Source organism: Nocardia aurantia, assembly GCF_009604425.1.
In the GTDB taxonomy this organism is placed as follows: domain Bacteria; phylum Actinomycetota; class Actinomycetes; order Mycobacteriales; family Mycobacteriaceae; genus Nocardia; species Nocardia aurantia.
Genome location: NZ_WEGI01000004.1, coordinates 453,966 through 474,421, shown reverse-complemented (window position 1 = coordinate 474,421; position 20,456 = coordinate 453,966). Strand labels below are relative to the sequence as shown.

General features: G+C 65.8%; 22 protein-coding genes and 1 tRNA gene. 12 read left to right on the top strand and 11 right to left on the bottom strand.

Features of this window, described 5'->3' with window-relative positions:
* Positions 1-491: 491 nt before the first annotated feature.
* From NRB56_RS11500 to alaS, 4 genes are all read left to right on the top strand, one after another.
* Positions 492-1,277 carry a DUF2637 domain-containing protein gene (locus tag NRB56_RS11500; protein ID WP_153341124.1) on the top strand — a complete coding sequence of 262 codons (786 nt, stop codon included), beginning with the start codon at positions 492-494 and terminating at the stop codon, positions 1,275-1,277.
* A 161-nt stretch (positions 1,278-1,438) separates the two neighbouring features.
* Positions 1,439-2,500 (top strand): replication-relaxation family protein, encoded by a 1,062-nt coding sequence (locus tag NRB56_RS11495; protein ID WP_153341122.1) that lies wholly within the window; start codon positions 1,439-1,441, stop codon positions 2,498-2,500.
* Positions 2,501-3,091: 591 nt separating this feature from the next.
* Complete coding sequence (locus NRB56_RS38295; RefSeq protein ID WP_194290808.1) at positions 3,092-3,286, top strand: hypothetical protein; 195 nt, start codon at positions 3,092-3,094, stop codon at positions 3,284-3,286.
* A gap of 216 nt (positions 3,287-3,502) precedes the next feature.
* Complete coding sequence (gene alaS / locus NRB56_RS11485; RefSeq protein WP_153341120.1) at positions 3,503-6,175, top strand: alanine--tRNA ligase; 2,673 nt, start codon at positions 3,503-3,505, stop codon at positions 6,173-6,175.
* Here the strand turns inward: alaS and NRB56_RS11480 are convergent.
* From NRB56_RS11480 to NRB56_RS11460, 5 genes are read right to left on the bottom strand one after another with little or no spacing between them, the layout of a single operon-like run.
* Entirely contained in the window at positions 6,165-6,848 is a 684-nt protein-coding gene (locus NRB56_RS11480) for an HAD family hydrolase (protein WP_153341119.1), read from the bottom strand. The two genes, alaS and NRB56_RS11480, sit on opposite strands and share 11 nt — an antisense overlap.
* Positions 6,848-7,390 carry an orotate phosphoribosyltransferase gene (gene pyrE, locus NRB56_RS11475; RefSeq protein WP_153341117.1) on the bottom strand — a complete coding sequence of 181 codons (543 nt, stop codon included), beginning with the start codon at positions 7,388-7,390 and terminating at the stop codon, positions 6,848-6,850. Before pyrE ends, NRB56_RS11480 begins: the two co-directional genes overlap by 1 nt.
* Positions 7,390-7,992 (bottom strand): SLOG cluster 4 domain-containing protein, encoded by a 603-nt coding sequence (locus NRB56_RS11470; protein ID WP_153341115.1) that lies wholly within the window; start codon positions 7,990-7,992, stop codon positions 7,390-7,392. Before NRB56_RS11470 ends, pyrE begins: the two co-directional genes overlap by 1 nt.
* Positions 7,989-8,858 carry a hypothetical protein gene (locus NRB56_RS11465; protein ID WP_153341113.1) on the bottom strand — a complete coding sequence of 290 codons (870 nt, stop codon included), beginning with the start codon at positions 8,856-8,858 and terminating at the stop codon, positions 7,989-7,991. Before NRB56_RS11465 ends, NRB56_RS11470 begins: the two co-directional genes overlap by 4 nt.
* Positions 8,855-9,721, bottom strand: a complete 867-nt coding sequence (locus NRB56_RS11460) for an aspartyl/asparaginyl beta-hydroxylase domain-containing protein (protein ID WP_153341111.1) — start codon at positions 9,719-9,721, stop codon at positions 8,855-8,857. Before NRB56_RS11460 ends, NRB56_RS11465 begins: the two co-directional genes overlap by 4 nt.
* A 334-nt stretch (positions 9,722-10,055) precedes the next feature.
* On the opposite strand from NRB56_RS11460, the gene NRB56_RS11455 reads away from it, so the two are divergent.
* Together NRB56_RS11455 and NRB56_RS11450 are read left to right on the top strand one after the other, a co-directional pair.
* Positions 10,056-11,159 carry a hypothetical protein gene (locus tag NRB56_RS11455; protein WP_153341109.1) on the top strand — a complete coding sequence of 368 codons (1,104 nt, stop codon included), beginning with the start codon at positions 10,056-10,058 and terminating at the stop codon, positions 11,157-11,159.
* A complete protein-coding gene (locus NRB56_RS11450; protein WP_227837494.1) occupies positions 11,156-12,319 on the top strand; it encodes a hypothetical protein in 1,164 nt (387 codons plus the stop codon). Before NRB56_RS11455 ends, NRB56_RS11450 begins: the two co-directional genes overlap by 4 nt.
* A 215-nt stretch (positions 12,320-12,534) precedes the next feature.
* On the opposite strand, the gene NRB56_RS11445 is transcribed toward NRB56_RS11450, so the two are convergent.
* Together NRB56_RS11445 and NRB56_RS11440 are read right to left on the bottom strand one after the other, a co-directional pair.
* On the bottom strand, positions 12,535-12,792 hold the full coding sequence (locus NRB56_RS11445; protein ID WP_319942850.1) for a hypothetical protein: 258 nt from the start codon (positions 12,790-12,792) through the stop codon (positions 12,535-12,537).
* Positions 12,793-12,806: 14 nt separating this feature from the next.
* Entirely contained in the window at positions 12,807-13,004 is a 198-nt protein-coding gene (locus NRB56_RS11440; protein WP_153341107.1) for a hypothetical protein, read from the bottom strand.
* On the opposite strand from NRB56_RS11440, the gene NRB56_RS11435 reads away from it, so the two are divergent.
* A complete protein-coding gene (locus NRB56_RS11435) occupies positions 12,997-13,224 on the top strand; it encodes a 4a-hydroxytetrahydrobiopterin dehydratase (RefSeq protein ID WP_227837492.1) in 228 nt (75 codons plus the stop codon). The two genes, NRB56_RS11440 and NRB56_RS11435, sit on opposite strands and share 8 nt — an antisense overlap.
* Before the next feature lie 399 nt (positions 13,225-13,623).
* Here NRB56_RS11435 and NRB56_RS11430 read toward each other — a convergent pair.
* Positions 13,624-13,700 (bottom strand) — tRNA-Ile (locus NRB56_RS11430).
* A gap of 407 nt (positions 13,701-14,107) precedes the next feature.
* On the opposite strand from NRB56_RS11430, the gene NRB56_RS11425 reads away from it, so the two are divergent.
* Together NRB56_RS11425 and NRB56_RS11420 are read left to right on the top strand one after the other, a co-directional pair.
* Positions 14,108-14,329, top strand: coding sequence for a hypothetical protein (locus tag NRB56_RS11425; RefSeq protein WP_153341103.1), 222 nt, complete (start codon positions 14,108-14,110; stop codon positions 14,327-14,329).
* Between the two features lie 283 nt (positions 14,330-14,612).
* A complete protein-coding gene (locus NRB56_RS11420) occupies positions 14,613-15,041 on the top strand; it encodes a nitroreductase family deazaflavin-dependent oxidoreductase (RefSeq protein WP_153341101.1) in 429 nt (142 codons plus the stop codon).
* Positions 15,042-15,044: 3 nt separating this feature from the next.
* Here the strand turns inward: NRB56_RS11420 and NRB56_RS11415 are convergent, their stop codons facing one another.
* The gene (locus NRB56_RS11415; protein WP_153341099.1) at positions 15,045-16,037 is read right to left on the bottom strand and encodes a zinc-binding dehydrogenase; all 993 of its coding nucleotides are present in this window, start codon (positions 16,035-16,037) and stop codon (positions 15,045-15,047) included.
* 76 nt (positions 16,038-16,113) lie between these two features.
* The gene (locus NRB56_RS11410; RefSeq protein ID WP_153341097.1) at positions 16,114-17,337 is read right to left on the bottom strand and encodes a cytochrome P450; all 1,224 of its coding nucleotides are present in this window, start codon (positions 17,335-17,337) and stop codon (positions 16,114-16,116) included.
* Positions 17,338-17,487: 150 nt separating this feature from the next.
* Here NRB56_RS11410 and NRB56_RS11405 point away from each other — a divergent pair, with 150 nt between their 5' ends.
* Positions 17,488-18,021 carry a TetR/AcrR family transcriptional regulator gene (locus tag NRB56_RS11405; protein ID WP_319942849.1) on the top strand — a complete coding sequence of 178 codons (534 nt, stop codon included), beginning with the start codon at positions 17,488-17,490 and terminating at the stop codon, positions 18,019-18,021.
* 188 nt (positions 18,022-18,209) lie between these two features.
* A complete protein-coding gene (locus tag NRB56_RS11400) occupies positions 18,210-19,214 on the top strand; it encodes a TerC/Alx family metal homeostasis membrane protein (protein ID WP_153341095.1) in 1,005 nt (334 codons plus the stop codon).
* A gap of 90 nt (positions 19,215-19,304) precedes the next feature.
* On the opposite strand, the gene NRB56_RS11395 is transcribed toward NRB56_RS11400, so the two are convergent.
* Positions 19,305-19,751, bottom strand: coding sequence for a hypothetical protein (locus NRB56_RS11395; protein ID WP_153341093.1), 447 nt, complete (start codon positions 19,749-19,751; stop codon positions 19,305-19,307).
* Between the two features lie 139 nt (positions 19,752-19,890).
* Between NRB56_RS11395 and NRB56_RS11390 the strand changes: the two genes are divergently transcribed.
* Positions 19,891-20,391: a glycine-rich domain-containing protein gene (locus NRB56_RS11390; protein ID WP_153341406.1), complete on the top strand. Its 501-nt coding sequence runs from the start codon at positions 19,891-19,893 to the stop codon at positions 20,389-20,391.
* The last annotated feature ends 65 nt before the right edge of the window (positions 20,392-20,456 follow it).

The window sequence follows — 20,456 nt, the reverse complement described above, 5'->3', positions numbered from 1 at the left end:
GGTGCTGGCCGAGTATGGTGGTCGTGTCGAGCGCGGTGACACCAGCCCGTGAACAGGGGCTTTAGCTGTCAGCAACCCCCGAAGGCGCGAACCTGCGACGTGCGACCTGCGCCTTTCCGAAACCCTCGTCTGGCTTGCTGTTGTGGTCTTGCTCTGACCTGCGGTTATGTGACGCAGGTGGAGTGCCCCCGGCGCGGCGCGTACAGCATCTGCACGTAACCGTACCCGCCGCGAACTGCGGGTTTCCGCCATCGTTGACATCGTCCGGCGGCGTCGTCGTTCCGGCGGTGGTGCGCGGTGAACGCCGACCGGATCATCACCGGGTTGAATCCGTTGCAGCCCGATGGGCTGGTCTGCGTGGTGTGCGGGGCTGACTGTCTGCGCGTTCGTGTTCCGTATGTGCCGGTCGGCCGTTCGATCGTCGGGTCGCGGGTGTTTGCTTGTGCCTCTTGCGGTGTGGGAGATGTGTGCCGGGCGGGAGGTGCGCTGGGATGAGCACCTCCATCTCGGGTCGTCGTGATCGGACGTTGTGGATCCAGTGTGCCTGTACCGCCGTGGTCGCAGTCGGCGCGGCGTACGCCTCGTATCGGCATGGTCGGGAGTTCGCGCTGCGGTTCGGCGCGGACGCTACGACGGCGGGTATCTGGCCGGTGATCGTGGACGGACTGCTGACCTTGGCGACGGTCGAACTGTGGAAGACCGGGCGCGATCGGAGCGGGGGCGGCCGGTGGGCGGCGTGGTCGGCGTTCGCGTTCGGGGTCTGCTTGTCGTTGTGCGCGAATATCGCGGCGGCTCCGGTGCTGAGCGTGTTCAGCGTCGTGGTGGCCGCGTGCCCGCCGGTGGCGTTGCTGCTGGCGGTCGAACTGTTGAACCGGGCCTTGAAGCGCCACCACGACGAGACCGACGAGACCGGGGACGAGACCCCCACCGAGACCAGCGAGACGACCGGGACCGCGGAACCGGGGCCGCCGGTCGCAGGTCTCGTGCCGGTCTCGGCAGGGTCTGGCTCACCCGCGCAGTGGACCGCGGAGCAGCGGATGTGGGCGTACTACCGCAGCGAGCGGTCGCGGGGGCGGACACCGACCGGCGCGGAGCTGGACCGGATCGCGGGCACGAACAACTACGGCCGCAAGGTGCTGCGGCGGTGGCGGACAGCAGGCCGTTCGCCGGCGAACCCGACGGCCCGGCAGACCGGTCTCATGGTGGGCCTCGACGGGCCGGAGGTTCGGCCGCCGGCGGTCGGCGCGGGTCGGTCGGCCGGTGGTGATGCCCGGTGAGCGGCCGCGACGACAGCAGGGCTGCGGATGGGGTGGCGGTTGGTGGCGCGGAGGGGGTGGCGGGTGCTCGGCGTCCTATAGCCGCCGCCCCACACGCCGAAGACGGCACGCGCATTCGGGCCGGTCGGGCACGTATTCGAGGCAACGGAACGGATTCCAGAATGAGTACTGAAACTCGGACGTACTCCCCCGTCGGGCGGCGTGGCGTGCGCAGTGTGCATCGGGGCGGGCGTCCGGACGCGGGTGCATGGTTTCGGCTGCTCGATCGTGACCGGCGCCTGCTGGCCTTGCTGTCCGAGCACAAGGTCTTCACCACCGACCAGATCGCGGCGCTGGAGTTCGCCTCGGTGCGCCGCGCGCAGGATCGGCTGCGCAAACAGCGGGAGATGGGCATGCTGTTCGCCTTCCGCGAGTCCCTCTACGGCGGCGGCACCAGCCAGACACGGCACGCGCTCGGATACGCCGGCGCGCGCCTGATCGCGGCTGCGCGCGCGCAGACCCCGCCCACACCGGCCAAGTACGCGCTGGGACTGGAGCGGCTGGCGTGCTCGCCGATGCTCGGCCACCGCCTCGGTGTGAACGGGTTCTTCGCTGGCCTGGCCGCCCGCCGCAACTCCGCTCACCGTCGGGATCCGGTGGTGCCGGATTCGGTGGACGGGTTGACCCAGTGGTGGTCGGAGCGTCAATGCGCCGAAATGTTCTGGACCCACGCCTCCGGCGAGGACCAACTGCATCCCGACGGGTACGGCTGCTTCGAACAGGACGGGCGCGGGGTGCGGTTCTTCCTCGAATACGACACCGGCACAGAGTCGTTGAAGACCGTGACCGCTAAACTCGCCGACTATCAACGGTTCCCGACCGACAGGTTCGGGATCCTTTTGTTCTCTGTGCATTCGGCCCGCCGCGAGGCCGGGTTACGCACCGCGCTGGCCCGCGCGTTCGGCACCCATGGCCCTGGCCTGGTGATCGCGACCACCAGTCGCGACCTGACCCACCCCGACGGCCCGGCAGGCCCGGTATGGGCGCTGTGGACGGCTGAGCGCGGCGACGCTGTCCCCGAGCGGCTACGGCTGGCCGATCTTCCCGAACGCGGTCCGCGCATCGCCCATCACACCGGCACCCGGCAGCCCTGCAACGAGGCAGCCTTCGACCACGACGACCCCGAGATCCAAAACCCTTTCTACCCCACCCAGACTCGCCCCACACCGCCAACGTCGTACTGAACGAATTTGGATATCCAGCTCCCGGCGACCGGTGACGATCATGTCCGTTGAATGCGGGCACCGACGCCACCCCGATAGAGGTTCGCCGGTCCACCGGTCGTGGTCGGCCCGGGGTCGTCCCGCACAATCGGCGCGACGGGTTGGTGGGGAACCGCCCGGGAGCACGGGTGGCGTCCGGCTGCTCCCGGCCCCGGGCGAGGCTCATCCCCGCGCGTGCGGGGAGCACCGGTCGTGACAGGCATGGGAGACATGGAAAGCGGGCTCATCCCCGCGCGCGCGGGGATGAGCCTCAGACGTAGCGTGCAGACAGGGGCACAACCCGTCACTCCCCGCACATGCGGGGATGAGCCGAACCATCCGGATCCGAACTGGGGAGGCCATGGAGAAGATCGTTCACCTGCGGTAGCACCATCACTTCGAGCTGGACAAGATCAGCAGGTACCTGGCGCGCTACCACGACGTCCAGATCAGCAAGTCCGGCGTGTGGCGCATCCTCGAACGCCTGGACATGGCACGTCTCCCGGCATCGCAGCGCGACAAGCGGCACGACCGCCGCTGGAAACGGTACAAGAAGCAAGCCCAGGCCATCCTGTGCAGATCGACGTCGAGTTCGTCGGGCCGCTACCCGGCAAGACCGGCGCCCCAGTGGTGAAGCCGGTTGGCCGGCGCGGGCAGTTCTACCAGTACACCGCGATCGACGACCGCACCCGGCCGCGGATCCTGAAGATCTACCCGCGCACCAACCAGAAGACCGCGATCCAGTTCCTGGACTATGTTCTGTCGTAGTTGCCGTTCGCCGTCGAGACCATCCAGAGCGACAACGGAGCGGACCTCCTGTTCCCATGCGTCTCAAGCCTGACGTCGAACGTTCGATCCGAGACGGCTTCGGGGCTCTAGAAACCGGCTGGATAGGCGGACCTAGGATTGATCGATACCTCTAGCGTCAAGCCTTGGGGGCTGCTCCATCCAACAGCGCCCATCGACACCACTTGGAAGGCGTCTATGCACTCGGCGGACATCAGTAGCCGTGCCCTTCGTTTCTTCGAGGACCGGGGTCACACGGTGGTGCCTTCGGCATCGCTGATTGCTGACGACCCCACGCTGCTACTGATCAATGCAGGTATGGCCCCGTTCAAGCCGTACTTTCTGGGTGAGGCGCCGGCGCCGCACAAGCGTGCGACGAGTCTGCAGAAGTGTGTGCGGACAGTCGACATCGAAGAGGTCGGCAAAACCAGCCGCCATGGTTCGTTCTTCCAGATGTTCGGCAACTTCTCCTTCGGCGATTACTTCAAGGAGAAGGCGATCCCCTATGCCTGGGAGTTCTTGACCAGTCCGGTCGCTGACGGTGGCCTCGAATTGCCCGAGGACAGGTTGTGGGTCACGGTGTACCTCGACGACGACGAGGCCGAGCAGATCTGGCGCCGGGACATCGGTGTACCTGCCGAGCGGATCCAGCGTCTGGGCATGTCGGAGAACTTCTGGTCGATGGGCGTGCCCGGCCCTTGCGGTCCCTGTTCGGAGATCTGTTTCGATCGCGGCCCCGAGTTCGGACAGGATGGTGGCCCGGTCGCCAACGACGAGCGCTATCTGGAGATCTGGAACCTGGTGTTTATGCAGAACATCCGAGGTGAAGGCCCCGCGAAGGAAGGCTATCCGATCCTCGGTGACCTGCCGTCGAAGAACATCGATACCGGGTTCGGGCTGGAGCGTATGGCGGCCTTACTTCAGGACGTGCCGACCATCTTCGATATCGATACCACCCGGCAGATCCTCGATCTGGCAGCCGAGCTCAGTGGCGCTCGGTACGGCACAGGGGTTCGCAACGACGTCTCGCTGCGTGTGATCGCCGATCACATCTTGACCAGTGTCATGCTCATCGGCGATGGTGTCACGCCTGCCAACGACGGACGCGGCTACATCTTGCGGCGCATCCTGCGGCGGGCCGTACGTATGATGCGTCTCCTCGGATCCGAAGACCCGGTGGTGCACGAACTCGTCGCCAAGACGATTCAGGTGATGAGCCCGATGTATCCCGAGTTGACTGGCGAGCGGGAACGCATCGATCGGATTGCCGTGGCCGAAGAAGCTGCCTTCATCCAGACTTTGAAGGCCGGCACCGCTATCTTCGACCTCGCTGCCGACGAAGTACGTAAGAGTAGCAATCTTGTCCTGCCCGGTGACAAGGCATTTCAGCTGCACGACACGTACGGGTTCCCGATTGATCTGACCTTGGAGATGGCCTCGGAGGCGGGCCTGTCCGTGGACGAAGCGGGATTCCGCAAGTTGATGCAAGAGCAGCGTGCACGTGCCAAAGCCGACGCTGTCCGCCGCAAGACCGGCGGCCACGGCGAGACCGGCGTCTATCGCGATCTGCTTGCTCTCGGTCCGACCGAGTTCACTGGTTACAGCGAGCTGGAATCCGAGGCAGTCATTCGCGGTGTGATCCGTGATGGCGCGCGGCTCGCGGCGGCTGGTGAAGATGACATCGTCGAAGTCGTTCTGGACCGCACGCCTCTGTACGCAGAATCCGGCGGCCAGGAAAGCGACGCCGGCCTGATCGTGGCTGATGGCATCGAATTGGAGGTGCTCGACGTTCAGAAGGTCGCTCGCAAGCTGTGGGTGCACCAGGTGCGCGTCCGCCGCGGCGAGGTGACCGAGGGACAGAACGTGCTGGCCAAGGTCGATCCTGAATGGCGGATCGGTGCCCGGCAAGCTCATTCGGGCACCCACGTGGTGCATGCCGCGCTGCGCCAGGTGCTCGGGCCGACCGCCTTGCAGAGCGGTTCCTACAACAAGCCGGGCTATCTTCGCCTGGACTTCTCGTGGACAGGTGGCCTGTCGCCGGAGACCCGCAGCGAGATCGAGGAAGTGTCGAACCTGGCCGTACGGCGTGATCTGCCGGTGGCGGTCGAGTACATGACGTTGCCGAAAGCTCGCGAACTGGGCGCTCTTGCGCTGTTCGGTGAAGCCTACGATGAGGAGGTTCGCGTCGTAGAAATCGGCGGCGCCTGGTCACGGGAGCTGTGCGGTGGGACGCATGTGTCCCATTCCTCGCAGGTTGGGCCACTGACGCTGATCAGCGAATCGTCGGTCGGGTCGGGCTTGCGGCGTATCGAGGCGTACGTCGGGATCGAAGCCCTCCGCTTCCTGGCCAAGGAACGCGCGATGGCGGTGAAGGTATCCGACATCTTGCAGGTGCCGACCAGTGAGATCGGCGATCGTGTTTCTGCGGTGCTGAAGCAGCTGCGAGACGCCGAAAAGGAGATCGGCCGTTTCCGTGCGATTCAGCTGCGTCAGTCAGCGGAGGCGTTCGTCCAAGGCGCGCAGATGATCGGTGATGTCGCCGTGGTCACCGCTCATGTGCCGGAGCCGGTGACCACCGAGGAATTGCGGAGCGTCGCGCTCGACGTTCGCGAGCACTTCGAAGGTCGAGCGGCCTCTGTCATCGTGACCGCGCTGGCCAATGAAAAGCCGATCGTCGTGGCTGCCGTGAACGAACAGGGTCGCGAACGCGGACTCAAGGCCGGTGATCTGGTGCGGACCGCAGCCAAGGTGCTCAAGGGCGGCGGTGGCGGCAAGTCGGACATTGCCCAGGGTGGTGGCACCGACCCGCTCGCCACCGCCGAGGCATTGCAAGAAGTGCGCCGCGTGATCGGGCAGACCGTTACGGCGTAATCGCCGGCCGGATCGGTCGGCCCCCGAGGTGTCTGAGCACTCGGGGGCCGACCTGATCTGGTTCTGTGAGCAGAACATCCACGCCTTCGGTACTGAGAACGGTGGGGCCGGCGAATCCCCACCCCGCGCCCACGGCCAGCACTCCGGCGGCGTGGGCCGCCTGCACATCAGTCGGCGTGTCCCCTACGAAAAGAGCACGCTCGGCTGGAACGCCGAGGTGTGTGCACGCGGCCAGGATGCCGTCCGGTGCTGGTTTGGCCGGTGCGTCTTCGTGGGCGATGACGACATCGACCAACTCTTTCACCGCTGGCGGGAGCAGGTACAGTAGGCGGTCGCGCGCCTGAGCAGTGACTATTCCGAGTCCGGCTCCGGCTTCCGCCAGTGCCGCCATACCGGCCACGACCGCGTCGAAAACACGTAGCCTGCCGATGGCGAGCGACAATGCGTCGTCGAACTGATCGCGGTATGCCTCGCGTGCCTCCGGTACGCCGAGCGATTCGAGCGCGTCAACGGGCGGGAGCAGGACGCAGGCGTCGAGCGCTGCCGAATCGACGGGTGTGGCAGCTGCCAGGGCAAGTGTTCGAAGTGCTTCTTTTGTGGCTGTGCGCGTGTCGATGATGACCCCGTCCAGATCGAACAGCGCTGCGTACAGAGGTGTTCGAGTGCGCCACATCAGCTGGCGTTCCGTTCCGGCTCGACCCCATAGAGAGTTGCTGGGGTGAACAACGACCGCAGTTCTATCCCGTTCTGTTCCAACCGCTCACGGCCGCCGCACTCCCGATCGAGCACACAGAGGACGGCTACGACTACCGCGCCGGCCTCCCTCAAAATCTCAGCTGCCCGAAGGACCTGCGTGCCGCTTCGAACGACGTCGTCGACGACCACCACCCTGCTGCCGTTGCCGAAGGCCGCCTCGATCTGGCGGCAGGTGCCGTACGTCTTGGGTGCGGGCCGGTAGAAGCTGGTATGAATCCCGGCAGCAGCGGACGTCGCGACCGCGAGCGGCACGCCGCCCAGCGCTATGCCGACCAGGCTGTCGATCTGTCGTGGAAGCTCCCGGGCGAGCGCATCCGCCACGTCGCGAAGCAGCACAGGATCAGCAGCAAGCGCGTACTGATCGAAGTACTCATCGAGTACCTCGCCCGATGCCAGCGTGAACTCGCCGTGCTGTAACGCAGTTGCCCGAATTCGGGCAACGAGGTTCGTCGGCAACATCAGCCACGTCCATTCGCCGGCGTTGACGCCGTCGCTGCAGCAGCGAAGGCGCCGCTGTCGGTCAGCTCGGTGAGCGCCCGGCCGAATGCGGCGACGTCGGGAATCTCTTTAAGGAAGCCGAGCGGCCGGGTTGGCGACTCGAACAACCAGTGTTCCGATCGCAGGAAGGCCAACAGTCGCAGCGCGGTCGCACCGGCCAGCCATACCGGCACCGGGCGGATGTTACCCGCGTACCACATCGCCGCGGTCAGCTCATGCAGGGTTCCGACGCCGCCGCCCATCGCCACCACCAAGTCGGCCCCGTCCAGGAACCGATGGAGGCGATCACCCATCCTGGGCAGTCGGAATGCTTGGGAGACATAGGGATTGAAGTCCCCCCAATTCACCTCGGCCAAGGTGACCGCAACAACCTCGCCAGCTGCGCTGGCCGCGCCGCGAGCGGCTTCCTGCATCAGCCCGTTGTACCCGCCGTGCTGAAGCGAGAACCCGGCTTCGGCCAAGGTTCGGCCGATGTCGCAGGCCAGCGACTGTTCCGCTTCCGACGCTGGCACAACGCCGCCGAAAAAGGTTGCGCTGAAGGATGTTCGGGTCGGCGAACTCATGGCAACTCCAGGTAGTAGCGGTAGGCGTCAATTGCTTCTTTGAGGTTGTCGACCGTTTCCGGCGCCACCATGTCCGCAACAGTGAGCACGTGGTCCAGCCCTTCGATCAGCCATGCAACCGTCGGGATCGCAGGCGCGGAGATCAGCGCTACAAGGTGGTTCAGGCACTGCCGCCCGATCGGTGTCGTACCGATTTCCTCGTTCAGCTGGTACCAGCCGTAGAACGTCGACAGGGGTGCCAGCGCGGTCTTGATCAGGTTCTTCACCGCAGTGTTGAACAAGAAGACTTCGGAGTAGGCGATGAACTCCTGGCCGCGTGAGATCCGTTTGCGGATCAGGTAGCCGATGACCAGCGCCTCGACCAGCAGATCCTCACAGGACCGAGGCTTACCTATCGTGTCTGCCGTGAATCGTGCGGTTTCAGGGACCGGCTGGTACACCGCCGCCGGGTCGCGCGTGAAAATCGGCTGGCAGATCGTTTGTTCTTGTACTCGGCCGATGCAGCTGGCCGGAGCAAGGTATACATCGAGTTGCTGCAGACGGCCGGCCCATCCGATGAGGTAGACGTAGCCGAGACCGCCCATGTCGCCGACGATGGTGTCGCGCCACCCCGGCAGGACGCCGCCGAGATCAGTGGTGACCAGTGGGTCCACTACCGAGACGAACTCTTCGAACAGTGAATCGTCCACGCCGACAACGAAGTCGACGTCGGACAGCCGATCGGCCATGCCGCGGGCCAGGGAGCCTCGCACGAGCAGGTGCGTCACCGCATCGCTTGTGGTGAGTCTCTCCGTCGCGTGCTCGAGCAGCGCAAACTGCTCGGGGCGGTTCGCCTCGGCGAGCTTGCTCAAGATGAGCGAATTCATGCTGTCCCCCTCGATCCAGCCAGGCCCAACAGCGTGGTCTTGCTGGCACTCCACTCGCGCGCCGCGCCGGCGTCGCCAAGTGCGTCGTACAGCGAAACGATCAGGTCGTAGATCAGCCCCTCGGGCAACGATCGCTGATAGAACAACCGCAGCAGATACTTTTCCGCCGACTGTCGGTAACCCAGGCGTGCCAAGGAGAGCGCCTTCCGAAAGTGGACCTGCAGTTCGGTCTCGGTCGCCGGAGGCAATCGCACGAGATCGGCGTCATCGAGCCATTCGTTGGCGGTGAGCGCGGCGAGGCGGTCATCGGTATAGCAGTCGAGCAGCAGGTGATATCGATCCGGGCCGAGCAGGTTGCATGCGCCATGCACATGCGTCGGCGTCAATCGCCAGATCCGGCCTGGGCGTAACCAGACCCGAACGCCGCCGGTCACGAGCATGGCCGAACTGTTGGTCATCAACGGTATGTGGAGCCGCTGGCGAGCGGAATCGCTGAGCTCGTCGTAATCGCGGTGCTCCCAGAGGAACGAATTCGGGCCGAGGCGAGCAAGCCGCACCCACATGTACCGCAATCCCAGAGATGTCAGTAGCTTTCGCGTCACGGGCATACGCTCCAGGAGCGTTGTCGCTACCGGAATGCAGTCGCCTATCCGCACATCCGTAGATGATCCCGAGCCGTTGAGCAGGGAGAGGGTCGACCACCCACCCGACTGGTACTGCGAATATTCCTCGACCCACAATTGCTCATCCGGAACGGTCAATGCCTCATGGCGCAGTCGCTCCAGCAGCGAGACGTCGATCGTCCGGAGACAAGCAATCTGTCTGAGTAACGCTCGGTTGTCCACATCCGCGGTGGGCAGCATGTCACATCACCTTCCTATCAGGAGCCTCGAACGGGTTGAGGCGACTGGAGTTACAACGCAGCCGTCCGACGAGGACGGCGCTGCTCTCGCGCCGAGCGACATCGACCGCAGCGGACAGGCCATCACCGAGTTGCAGCGGCAGTGGTCCCTGTTCCCGTGCCTGGGAGCGAGAAAGATGCAAGTCGGCGGCCATGCACGCTACTTTCGTCCAGGTCACAGTCGCCTTTCGTCACACCATGTGAGCGGTTTCGGCTCCTTGAGTCTCCTTTGGTCACCTTCTCGGTAAGATCCCTTGGGAGAGCGCACTTCCGGAGTAGGTCGGGGGGGTTCGACCATGAGCATCGCTCTGAAGGTCCTTCTTCAGGACCAACGCTTGCATGAGCACACCGCCTTCTCAGCGGAGTACAAGAAACACGCGGCTGCTTTGGATTTGAGCGGGAACGCGGCCGCACCACCGACCAAAGGCCAGTACTACAAGTGGCTCGCCGGCACACTCAACACCGTTCCGCGAGGGCACCACTGCCGCATCCTCGAGAGCATGTTCCCCGGATGGACTGCCGAAGAGTTGTTCTCGCCGGCCGACGTTGTGGCAGATCGCCTAAAGCGTCGTTCCCGCAACGGGTTTGGGTATGGACCACTCGTCGAGGCGGTCGCTGCGGCCCTGCAGACACGAGACACCACTGTCACAGGCTGGGGTCCGGTACGTCTACCCGCTGCGACCGGCGCCAGCACACCGAAATTGCCTCAAGCCGTCCATGATTTCGACGCCGCCGACCTGCCGGAGGGTGCGCGGCGGATCGGAAAGAAGCTCGCTGCCTTGTCCCAGGTGCTTCGGCTCGACGCGACGGAGACAGTGCAGCTGGCCAGCCTGGTAGGCAACGTCATGGAGCTGGAATTGCGAATCGAAATCCACATCGACGTGGACGGCAGGGCGCATATCCTATACACGCACGACATCTTCAACATGTCCGATGAGCCCTTGACTCGGGTTGCCCGGCAGCTGTGGTTCGAGCACGCCGAGCCGGACGGCCTGCACATCGAACCCCTTCGCCGTGACCACCGCCAGATCTCGATCGATCGGACGCACAATGCCGGCGCGACAATGGCGAAGTTCTCCTGTCAGGTCTCGCCGCCCATCCAGCCTGGGGAAACGGGCATGATCAGCTACACCTGTACCGGTGGCCGATTCGTCGACGCCTTCTACTGGCGGCAGGACATTCTGCGGTACACCCGCAGGTTCACGATCGTCATGCGCCAGGCAGGCCGGCATCGACTCGTCACCTGTTCCGGCGAGGAGGTGCAGCCGAATGGATTGATCGGCAGTGCGACCGAGGACCTACTGTGGGACTACGACGGCGATGACATCGTGGTCACGCTGACCAGAGACTACCTGCGGCCGAACGAATCGGTCACACTGCGTTGGGAGGTCGACCTGTGACGAGGGAGCTGCGTGACGCCGCCGAGCACACCCTGCGAGCGTGGAATCGCTACGAGATCGAGCGCGACGCGCAGCCGGTAATAGACTACGACTGCTTCCCCAGCACATCGGAGGTCCCGGCCGTCGAAAGCAGGCTCGAGGCACTGCAACGCTTGTCAGCGCTGAAGTCTGAAGCTGATGCGGCTGGTGATGCCTCTCTTGCGACCAGGATCGACGCGGACATCGCATACTGCGCGGCCCTTCTCGGCCAGCGGGAACCACTACAGCAGTATGTTCTCCGAACGCAGGGATGCGAGCCCAAAGGCTGGTCACAGGAATACCTCCAACAGCATCTGGAACGAGCACAACAGTGTCTCGATGTGCTCGGTGTCGGGTGGGGCCCGAAGACCATGACCGACTTGATGGAGGCTGAGGGAACCCTCGACGCGGCCGACAGTGCCGATGCGATCCGGGAAGCCGCAGCCGACCTGGAGCCGGCCGTGCGAGTCGCGACGAAGTCGGTGGCGTCCTACGATCTCAGCATCGAATCTGTTGATATCGATGCCTATTGGAGCTATTGGCTCGATGGTGCTGGACAGAAAGTCAGGCTGCGAATCAACCTCCGAAACTCCCGATTCACCAGGGTCGCGGCACGCCAGTTCGCGCTACACGAAATACTCGGTCACGCACTACAATTCGCGACCATAGCAGCCCGATGCGCCAGTGAAGATGTGCCATGGATCCGGCTGTGCTCCGTCCACTCACCGAGCCAAGTACTGTTCGAAGGTCTCGCTCAAGCAATGCCCTTGATTGTGACACCAGACGACGAAAATCTCGTCGCACGGGTGCGATTGGATCACTACCATCAACTTGTCCGCGGCCAACTGCACTTGGCGCTGGCAGCTGGAGAGCCGATACTCGACCTGGCCGAGCAAGCCCGACGCAGTGTGCCCTATTGGACCGATTCGCAGATCGCCGACTTGCTGACAGACCGCGGTGCCAATGTCCTGTTGCGATCTTACCTCTGGTCATATTCTGCGGGAATAGACTGGTTCGTCCGGCTGGCCGACACCACCGGAGCGCCGGTATCGAAGGTCCTCCATGCCGCCTACCAGGCACCGCACACACCTGACGAACTAATGGCGTATTGGCCCTCGGGGCCAGTGATAGGTGCCGAATAAATGACAGCGATCAAATTCGATCGGGTTTCATTGACGATCCGACAAAGGCTTCCGTTAGGTGGCCTTTAACGAACGTTGCCGGGAATATGTTTTCACTGGTTTAACGGTCAACGCTTTCGCGCATACTTCAAACGAATACCCACACCAGGCACCACGGTCGAACGCTGTCGCCGGATCACCCCCGGATTGGCCTTCCTGGTGGAGTACAGAACGTTTCAGGGGTGAACGGCGGTGCGGTGGCAGGTGTCGGTGGCGCAGGAGCGGATGCCGGTGCGTTCGAGGACTGCGAGGAGGCTGGTGTGGTGCTGGTGTGCGAGTTCGGCGGCGGTGGCGTGTAACGCCAGAGCGGCCATGTGTACCACGGCGGCGGGTTCCTCACGCAGTGCCCATCCGCCGTCGGGGTGTTCAGCGAGCTGGAGTAGCACGGCGGCGGCGCGACGGTGCAGGTACGACATGTGATTGTCGTGCAGCACCGCAACAGTCGCGGTTAGTGGATTTCGATAGTGGTCCACCAGGGGAGGGCGGGTTCGGTGAGGGTGTAGACGGTGACGGTGTGGAATTGTTCGTCACGGTCGGCGGTGGACGCACCGCACGCGAGATCGGGGCAGGGCCGGTAGGTGTCGGCGGGGGTGGCCCACAACGGCGGCGGGGCCGTTTCTCCGAGAATCGTGATGCCGATGAACATCCGTGCGGTGTTGGGTGTCGACTACGACACCGGTATCGAAATGGTCGGGGAGATCGGCAAGGTGGCGATCGAGTTGGAGCACCGGCCGGATATCGACATCAGGTGGACCGGCCTACGCATCCCGATGACGACTCACACAGCAGGCGATGTCATCACCGAACTCGACTTTCTGCTCATCGACCGGATTGATGAGATTGCCAGATCCCACGGCGCACGGTGATTCGCGCGGAGGCGCAGTGGTCGCGGCCGGGCCGCAAAGGCGGTGCGTAAATGACGGATCCACATTCTTCGCAGTGGTGCGTCCGGTGCGCCCCGCCATTGCAGGGCTGGTGCCCGACACGCACCCGGCCGGGGCCGAGCCGGTGGCCGTTGCGGCATTCCAGCGGCGAGGCTTCCGCCCATCCGTCGGCGGTCTGCCACAACCGGCCGGGCTCGACCTCGATGCCTCCGATCGCGTATCGAGGCACCCAGTCGTCCGGCGAAACCATGCCCGAATCGTACGGTGCCCGCGAGGGATCGGGCCGGCGCGGCAGCGGGAGGAGTACCGCCCGTAAGCTACAGTGACGCGGCATCACCTACAGTCGATAGGTTCATCGTTGCTGGTAAAGTACGTTTTCAGTGGTGCCCCCGGCAGGGCTCGAACCTGCGACCGAGGAATTATGAGTTCCCAGCTCTAACCGACTGAGCTACGGGGGCATGCCCCGGACGATAGCAAGTCGAGGGTGTCGCGACAAAAGGTACCCGCGTGGCGGCCGGGTTCGGGATGGCGGATTGCGCGAAGGTCGGGTCTCCGGCGGTAGGTTGTTGCCGGAACGAGACCGGAGGAAGGGCACTGATCCATCGGTGCCGGCGGTCGCGGGCGGCACGGTGCCGGGCGACTCCGCGATGAAGTTCTGTCGCCTCACTAACATCCGAGCCTCTCGCATCGATCCACACACTCGGAATTGATCATGATGAGTACTCGAAACGGACTCTGCCGGTTGATAACTCGAACTCGGGCGAGTCCGGATGGACATCGATCCGGAAGTCCGACAAACCGGTCCGGAGGCGATACCCTCTCTGCGGCGCGGAAACTCGCGCCACATCGAAAGGATGACGTGTTCATGATCAAGACCCTTGTTGCCGCCGGGATTCTCGGTGCGGCTGTCGCCACCGCCGGTGTCGGTGTCGCCTCCGCGCGCCCGGTTGTCGTGCACAGCGACTACATCGGCAACTACGCCACCCCGGAGGCGTGTGCCGCTGATGGTGCGTCGCCGAAAACCGGTGGCTCGCAGTACCAGTGCACCCAGGCGCAGGACGGGACCTGGGATCTCGTCACCAGCTAGGTGGTGTCCTCCGGAGTGATCCGGGGGTATGCGTGAGGAGACCCGGTTGGTCTTGCTCGGGAGCCGACCGGGTACGGCACCGGTGCTGGTGAACGTCAGCGGCTCGGGGCGTTCGATCACCAGCACCGGTCGTATCCGAGATGTGCCCGGCGGGCCGCGCAAGCCGCCGCCGGACACCAGAGAGGTATTCGCACCCGCGGGGCGCGTGGATGGGGGCGGCGCCGGAGCATTCGGGACGGGGTGCGGAGGCGATAGGGTGGCTGTGACGACACGGGAGGCGGCGATGACCAGTCTGTTCGGCAATCTGTTGCGGGTCCATCAGAAGGTGTACGAGGTGTCCGGCGGTTTCGTGGGGCATCGGGTGTTGTTCGGGAATCCGACCCTGTTGTTGCGGACGGTCGGGCGGAAGACGGGGCAGCCTCGGGTCAGTGCGCTGACGTACGCGCGCGACGGGGAGGATTGGCTGGTCACCGCCTCCAACGGGGGTGCGCCGCGGCCGCCGGGGTGGCTGGCGAATCTGAAGGCGGCGCCCGAGGCGGAGATCCAGGTCGGGCGGCGGCGGGTGCCGGTCACGGCCAGGGCGACCTATCCGGGGGATCCGGACTACGCGCGGCGGTGGGCCCTGGTCGACAAGGTCAACCAGGGGCGCTACACCGCGTATCAGCAGCGGACCGAGCGGCCGATCTCGGTCGTGGTGCTCAGCCCGCGCTGACCGTCAGACGGTCAGGATCGTGCGGCCGAGGGTGGTGCGGGCGGCCATGGCGGCGTGGGCTTCGGCGGCTTGTTCGAGGGGGTAGATTCCGCCGACGGTCACGGTGAGGTGGCCTGCGGCCGCCTCGGTGATCGCCCGGGAGCCGACGGCCTTCCAGTCGACTCCCGACGCCGTGATCGAGCGCAGTGGGACCACGGTGACGTCGCGGGCCGCCGCTGTTTCGTCGTCGACGGCGAAACCGCCTGCGGCGCTGCCGAAGCCGAAGAAGCGGGCGCCGGAGGCGGTGGCGTCCAGAGCGGCGCGGCCCAGCGGGCCACCGGCGCCGTCGAAGACGATGTCGGCGCCCTCACCGCCGGTGGCCTTCAGAACCTCTTCCGCCCAACCGGATTCGCTGTAGTCGACCGTGGTCGCGGCGCCCAGTCGTTGGGCCAGAGCCAGTTTGGCCTCGCCCCGGGCGGCGGCTGTCACCTCTGCGCCCGCGGCCGTGGCGAGTTGGGTGAGCAGGGTGCCGACGCCACCGCCGGCAGCGGTGATCAGGACCCGGTCGCCGGGGCGGACGGCCGCTGCTTCGAACACGGCGTAGGCGGTGCGGCCGTCGTGTACCAGGGCCGCGGCGGTCAGCAGGTCGAGTTCGGTGGGGACCTCGTTCAAGGTTTCCGCCTTGGCCAGGGCACGTTCGGCGTAGCCGCCGGTGGGGACGCCGCCGCCGATACCGCTGGCGGCCGTCTGGGTGGCGACCCGCTTGCCCAGCCAGGACGGGTCCACGTCGGCGCCGACCTCGGCGACCACACCCGCGATCGCGCCGCCGGGGATGTAGGGGGGCCGCACCGGGAAGAACTCGGTGCCCCAGCCGCTGCGCAGCAGGGTGTCGAGGAACATGACGTCGGCGGCCGCGACGTCGACGAGCACCTCCCCCGGGCCGGCCACCGGGTCGGGGACCGGGACGGGGGTGAGCACCTCGGGGCCGCCGAACGAATTCGCTTGCACAGCACGCATGTTGGTCGTTTCCTTTCACTCGAACACGATTCGACCAGGGTGCTACCTCAACATTGGTTGAAGTCAAGCGGGATCGTCAGCGGTGGACTCGGACGGGCACGTTGGTCCAGCCACCGACGCTGGTGACGTGGGCGCGGCGCAGGCCCGCGCGGTCCAGTTCGTATTCCGGCATCAGATCGAGCATGGCGTTCAACGCGATTCGGCCCTCGAGCCGGGCCAGGGCCGCGCCGAGGCAGCGGTGGATGCCGTAGCCGAGGCCGAGGTTGTTGCCCGTGAACGGGCGGGTGATGTCGAAGCGGTCGGCGTCGGCGAAACTGCGCGGGTCCCGGGTCGCGGAGGCCAGCAGCATCAGGACCGGACTCTGCGCGGGGATCGTGCGGTCGTGCAGGGTGATGTCGCGGCGGCTGTAGCGCACGTCGTACTGGACCGGGCCGTCGTAGCGCAGCAGTTCCTCGAAGGCGCCGGGGATCAGGGACCGGTCGGCGTGCATCGCCCGCCACTGGTCCGGGTGGTCGGCGAAGATCACCGTGGCGATGCCCAGCACCTTGGCGACGGTCTCCGCGCCGGCGCCGGCCAGCAGGGCCGCGAAGCCGAGGATCTCGCGGTCGGTGAGGCGGGTGGTGCTGCCGTCCTCGCGGTCGACCTCCACCTCGATCAGGCGGCTGATCATGTCGTCCTGCGGATTCGCGCGGCGTTCGGCGATCAGCTTCGCGTAGAACATCGTGGATTCGATGACCGCGGCCTTGCCCTCCTCGCTGAGTTCCATCTGGCCGGGGGCGCGTTCCAGCGGGGCGGCGAGCCAGGCGCGCAGTTGCTGCCGGTCCTCGCGCGGCACGCCGAGCATGGTGGTGATGACCTCGATCGGGAACAGGGTGGAGAAGTCCTCGACCAGGTCGAACTGCTCGGGATCGAGGCGTTCGGCGAATTCGCGCACGGTCGCGGTGATCATCGGCTCCAGTTCCGAGATGGCGCGCGGGGTGAAGACCTTGTTGACCAGTTTGCGCATCCGGGTGTGTTCCGGCGGATCCATCATGATGATCATCGGGATCCGCTGGTCCGGGGGTTCCGGGGCGAGCACCTGTTCCAGGGTGATGCCGCGGGCGGAGGAGTACGCGTCGAAATCCTTCATCGCCGGCGCGACATCGGCGTAGCGGGACAGGGCGTAGAAGCCGTAGCGCGGGTTGTGGTAAACGGGAGCCTCGTCGCGCAACCGGCGGTAGAGGGGATGCGGGTCCTCGTGGAATTCGGCGGCGAACGGGTCGAAGTCGATGGCGTCGTCGGAGACGAGCGTGTCGGTCATGATGCCTCTCTCTCGCGTGCGGCCGAGGCACCCGCTTCTCCCGTGAGCAGGCAGGAGACACCTAGGATTCGACAACGAGCGAAGGAACGAACCGGGCCGCCCGACCGCGGCTAGTATTACATTCCTTACAAAAAGTGTAAAGGTTGTAAAGTGGACTCGACTTCCGGCGACCGCGACACCAGCACCCGTACGCGCATCCTGCGCGCGACCTACGAGGTGCTCAGTCGCCGGGGGGCCGGCAAGCTGAGCCTGTCCGACGTCGCCATCCAGGCGAAGATCTCCCGGCCCACGCTCTATCGGCTGTTCTCCTCCAAGGAGCAGTTGCTCGCGGCCTTCGGCGAATACGAACTGCACAACGTGGAGAAGGAGCTCCGGCGCGCCGCGACGGGACCGACCGAGGCCGACCGGCTCGACGCCGTGCTGCGGTCCATCGTCGCCTCACAGAGCACCTATCGGCTGACCAGCCTCGTCCACATCGAGCCGGATCACGTTCTCTCCCAGATGAATCGGATCGTGCCGATCATGCGCGACCTGCTCGGGCCGCTCGTGCCGCACGGCGACCCGGCGGTCATCGCGGGCACGATCGTCCGGCTGGCGGTGTCCCACTACCTGGTCGCCGCCGACGATCACGGCGAATTCCTGGCCCAATTACGCCATGTCGCAGGCATTTCCGGCACGGACTGAACGGTCCGCCGCGGCGCTGGACGCCCCCGATTGGCATACCGGCAAAATCTTCGCTATCGTGACGGGGCGAGGGGAGTACTTCCCAAGAGCCGACTCGGTCAGTACGGATTCCACCGGCGGGATCCCCGGGCGGCCGCCCATTACGGGCGAAGGAGACCTCGGGTTGTTTGTCGTACCCGAGGAGTTTCATGTTTTCCACCCTGGCAGCGTCCGCGTCGTCCACCGAGACCGCGCTACACACCGTCGCGTCGCCTTGGTTGTGGATCGCCACGATCGCCGGAGTGCTGGCGCTGCTGGTTCTGGATTTCGCCGTCACCCGGCGGCCGCACGAGGTGTCCACACGTGAGGCTGTGAAGTGGACGGTGTTCTATGTGGCCCTGCCGTTCGGATTCGCGGGCCTGTTGTGGGCCGCATTCGGGGGAAAACCGGCCACCGAATTCGTCACCGGCTATCTCCTGGAGAAATCACTGTCGGTCGACAATCTGTTCATCTTCATGTTGTTGCTGACCGCCTTCGCCGTGCCGGCGGCGCTGGCCCAGCGGGTGCTGCTGTACGGGATCGCCGGGGCGCTGGTCCTGCGCGGGGTGTTCATCGCGGTGGGTGCGGGTGCGCTGGCTACCTTCGACTGGGCGTTCCTGCTGTTCGGGGTGGTCCTGCTGTTCACCGCCGCGAAGTTGATCCGCGACGCCGTGAGCGGACACGAGCAGACGGTGGAGGTCGGCAAGCTGCGGTCGGTGCGGGTGCTGCGGCGACTGGTGCCGGTGACCGAGGAATACCAGGGCACGCGGATGCTCGGCCGGGTCTCGGGCCGGCGCGCGCTGACCCCGCTGGCGCTGGTGGTGGTCGCGGTGATGACCACCGATCTGATCTTCGCGGTCGACTCGGTGCCCGCGGTGTACGGCGTGACCGGTGACCCGTATCTGGTGTTCGCCACCAACGCCTTCGCGCTGCTGGGTCTGCGCGCGCTGTATTTCGTCCTGCACGCGGCGCTGTCGCGGCTGGTGCACCTCGCCTACGGACTGGCGGCGATCCTCGGATTCATCGGCCTGAAGCTGATCCTGGAATGGTTGCACGGCACCGGTGTCGCGGTGCCCGAGATCCCCACCGCCGCTTCACTACTGGTGATCGTCGCGGCGCTGGGCACGGTCACCGCCACGAGCCTCTACGCGACCCGGGACCGGACCACCACCTGAGCGACGCGCGGCCCCGATCGTCGGCGGCACCGCTTCCGCTGTGCCGCGGGAACACTCGGCGGACGTCTGCCGCCGCCCCGGCAACGGCGGTCAACTGCCTCCGCCGCAACTGCTGCCGCCACCACCGCAACTGCTGCCCCCGCCACAGCTGCTGCCGCCCCCGCAACTGCTGCCACCACCGCAGCTACTGTTGTGATGGCCACCGCCGCAACTACTTCCGTGATGCGAACCGCCGCTGTCGTGGTGGTGCGTCGAACCGGGGCCGCTGTCGTGGTGGCCGCCGTGTGAGTGATGACCACCGGGCGAATGGTGACCGCCGGACCAGCCCGCGGATTCCCCGGCGGCCCACAGTGCGGCGTTGCGCGAGAAATCGTCGTCGCTGCCGCCGGAATAATCCGATCCCCCGGCCCGGTAGCGCCGCGCCGGACCACGGCGGTACGCACGCCGGGACTGCGATCGGACGGCCAGGCCGATGATGACGAGAACCAGGATCACCGGCCCGAACACGAACAGGGCCATGACCAGGACGATGCTCATACACGCAGCTTTCCGGCACCGCCGCCGCTCGTCAACCACTCGAATTCCGGGGCAGCGCCGCACGGTTGCCTGCCGGGTCCGCCCGGCTCTACCGTGAGGTGTGCTGTGGCAACGCTCTCCGCGCACCGCCGCGAACCCGATGCGCCCCGTCGACCTGCCCCGGATGCAGCGGGCGGTTGAGGTGCTCGAGCTGTCCGAGGCGGTCTTCAAGACCTCCCCGTGGCAACCGCGCGAACTGGTGGACACCGGCCTGCGGCAATGGCTTCGCTGCTGCGGCGCGGCGATGCGCGACGGCAAACGGATCGGCATGCCGTCGCACGCGGTCGACGAGGCCTGGCACGGCCTGATCCTGTGCACCGGTCGCTACGCCCGCTTCTGCGACGACGCCTACGGCCGCTTCCTCCACCACTTTCCCGAGGGTGACGGATTCGGCGGCGGCACAGCCGATTCCATGGCCGACCAGCTCGGCCGCACGGTGGTCGCCTGGTCACTTGTGGCCCGCCCCGGGGAGCGTTGCGTGCTCTGGGATCTCGACACCGTGGTGGGTGTGGACCGGCCCTGGGGTATCCCCCTCGATCGGGTCGACCTCATCGAAACCGCCTTGCGCGAAACCGGTTCCGCTACATCCCGTACCCGGTGATCGCTGCTCCCGTCGCAACGACAGGCGATGGATTCCGTACGTGGCAGCGGCGACGCGCACTTCCC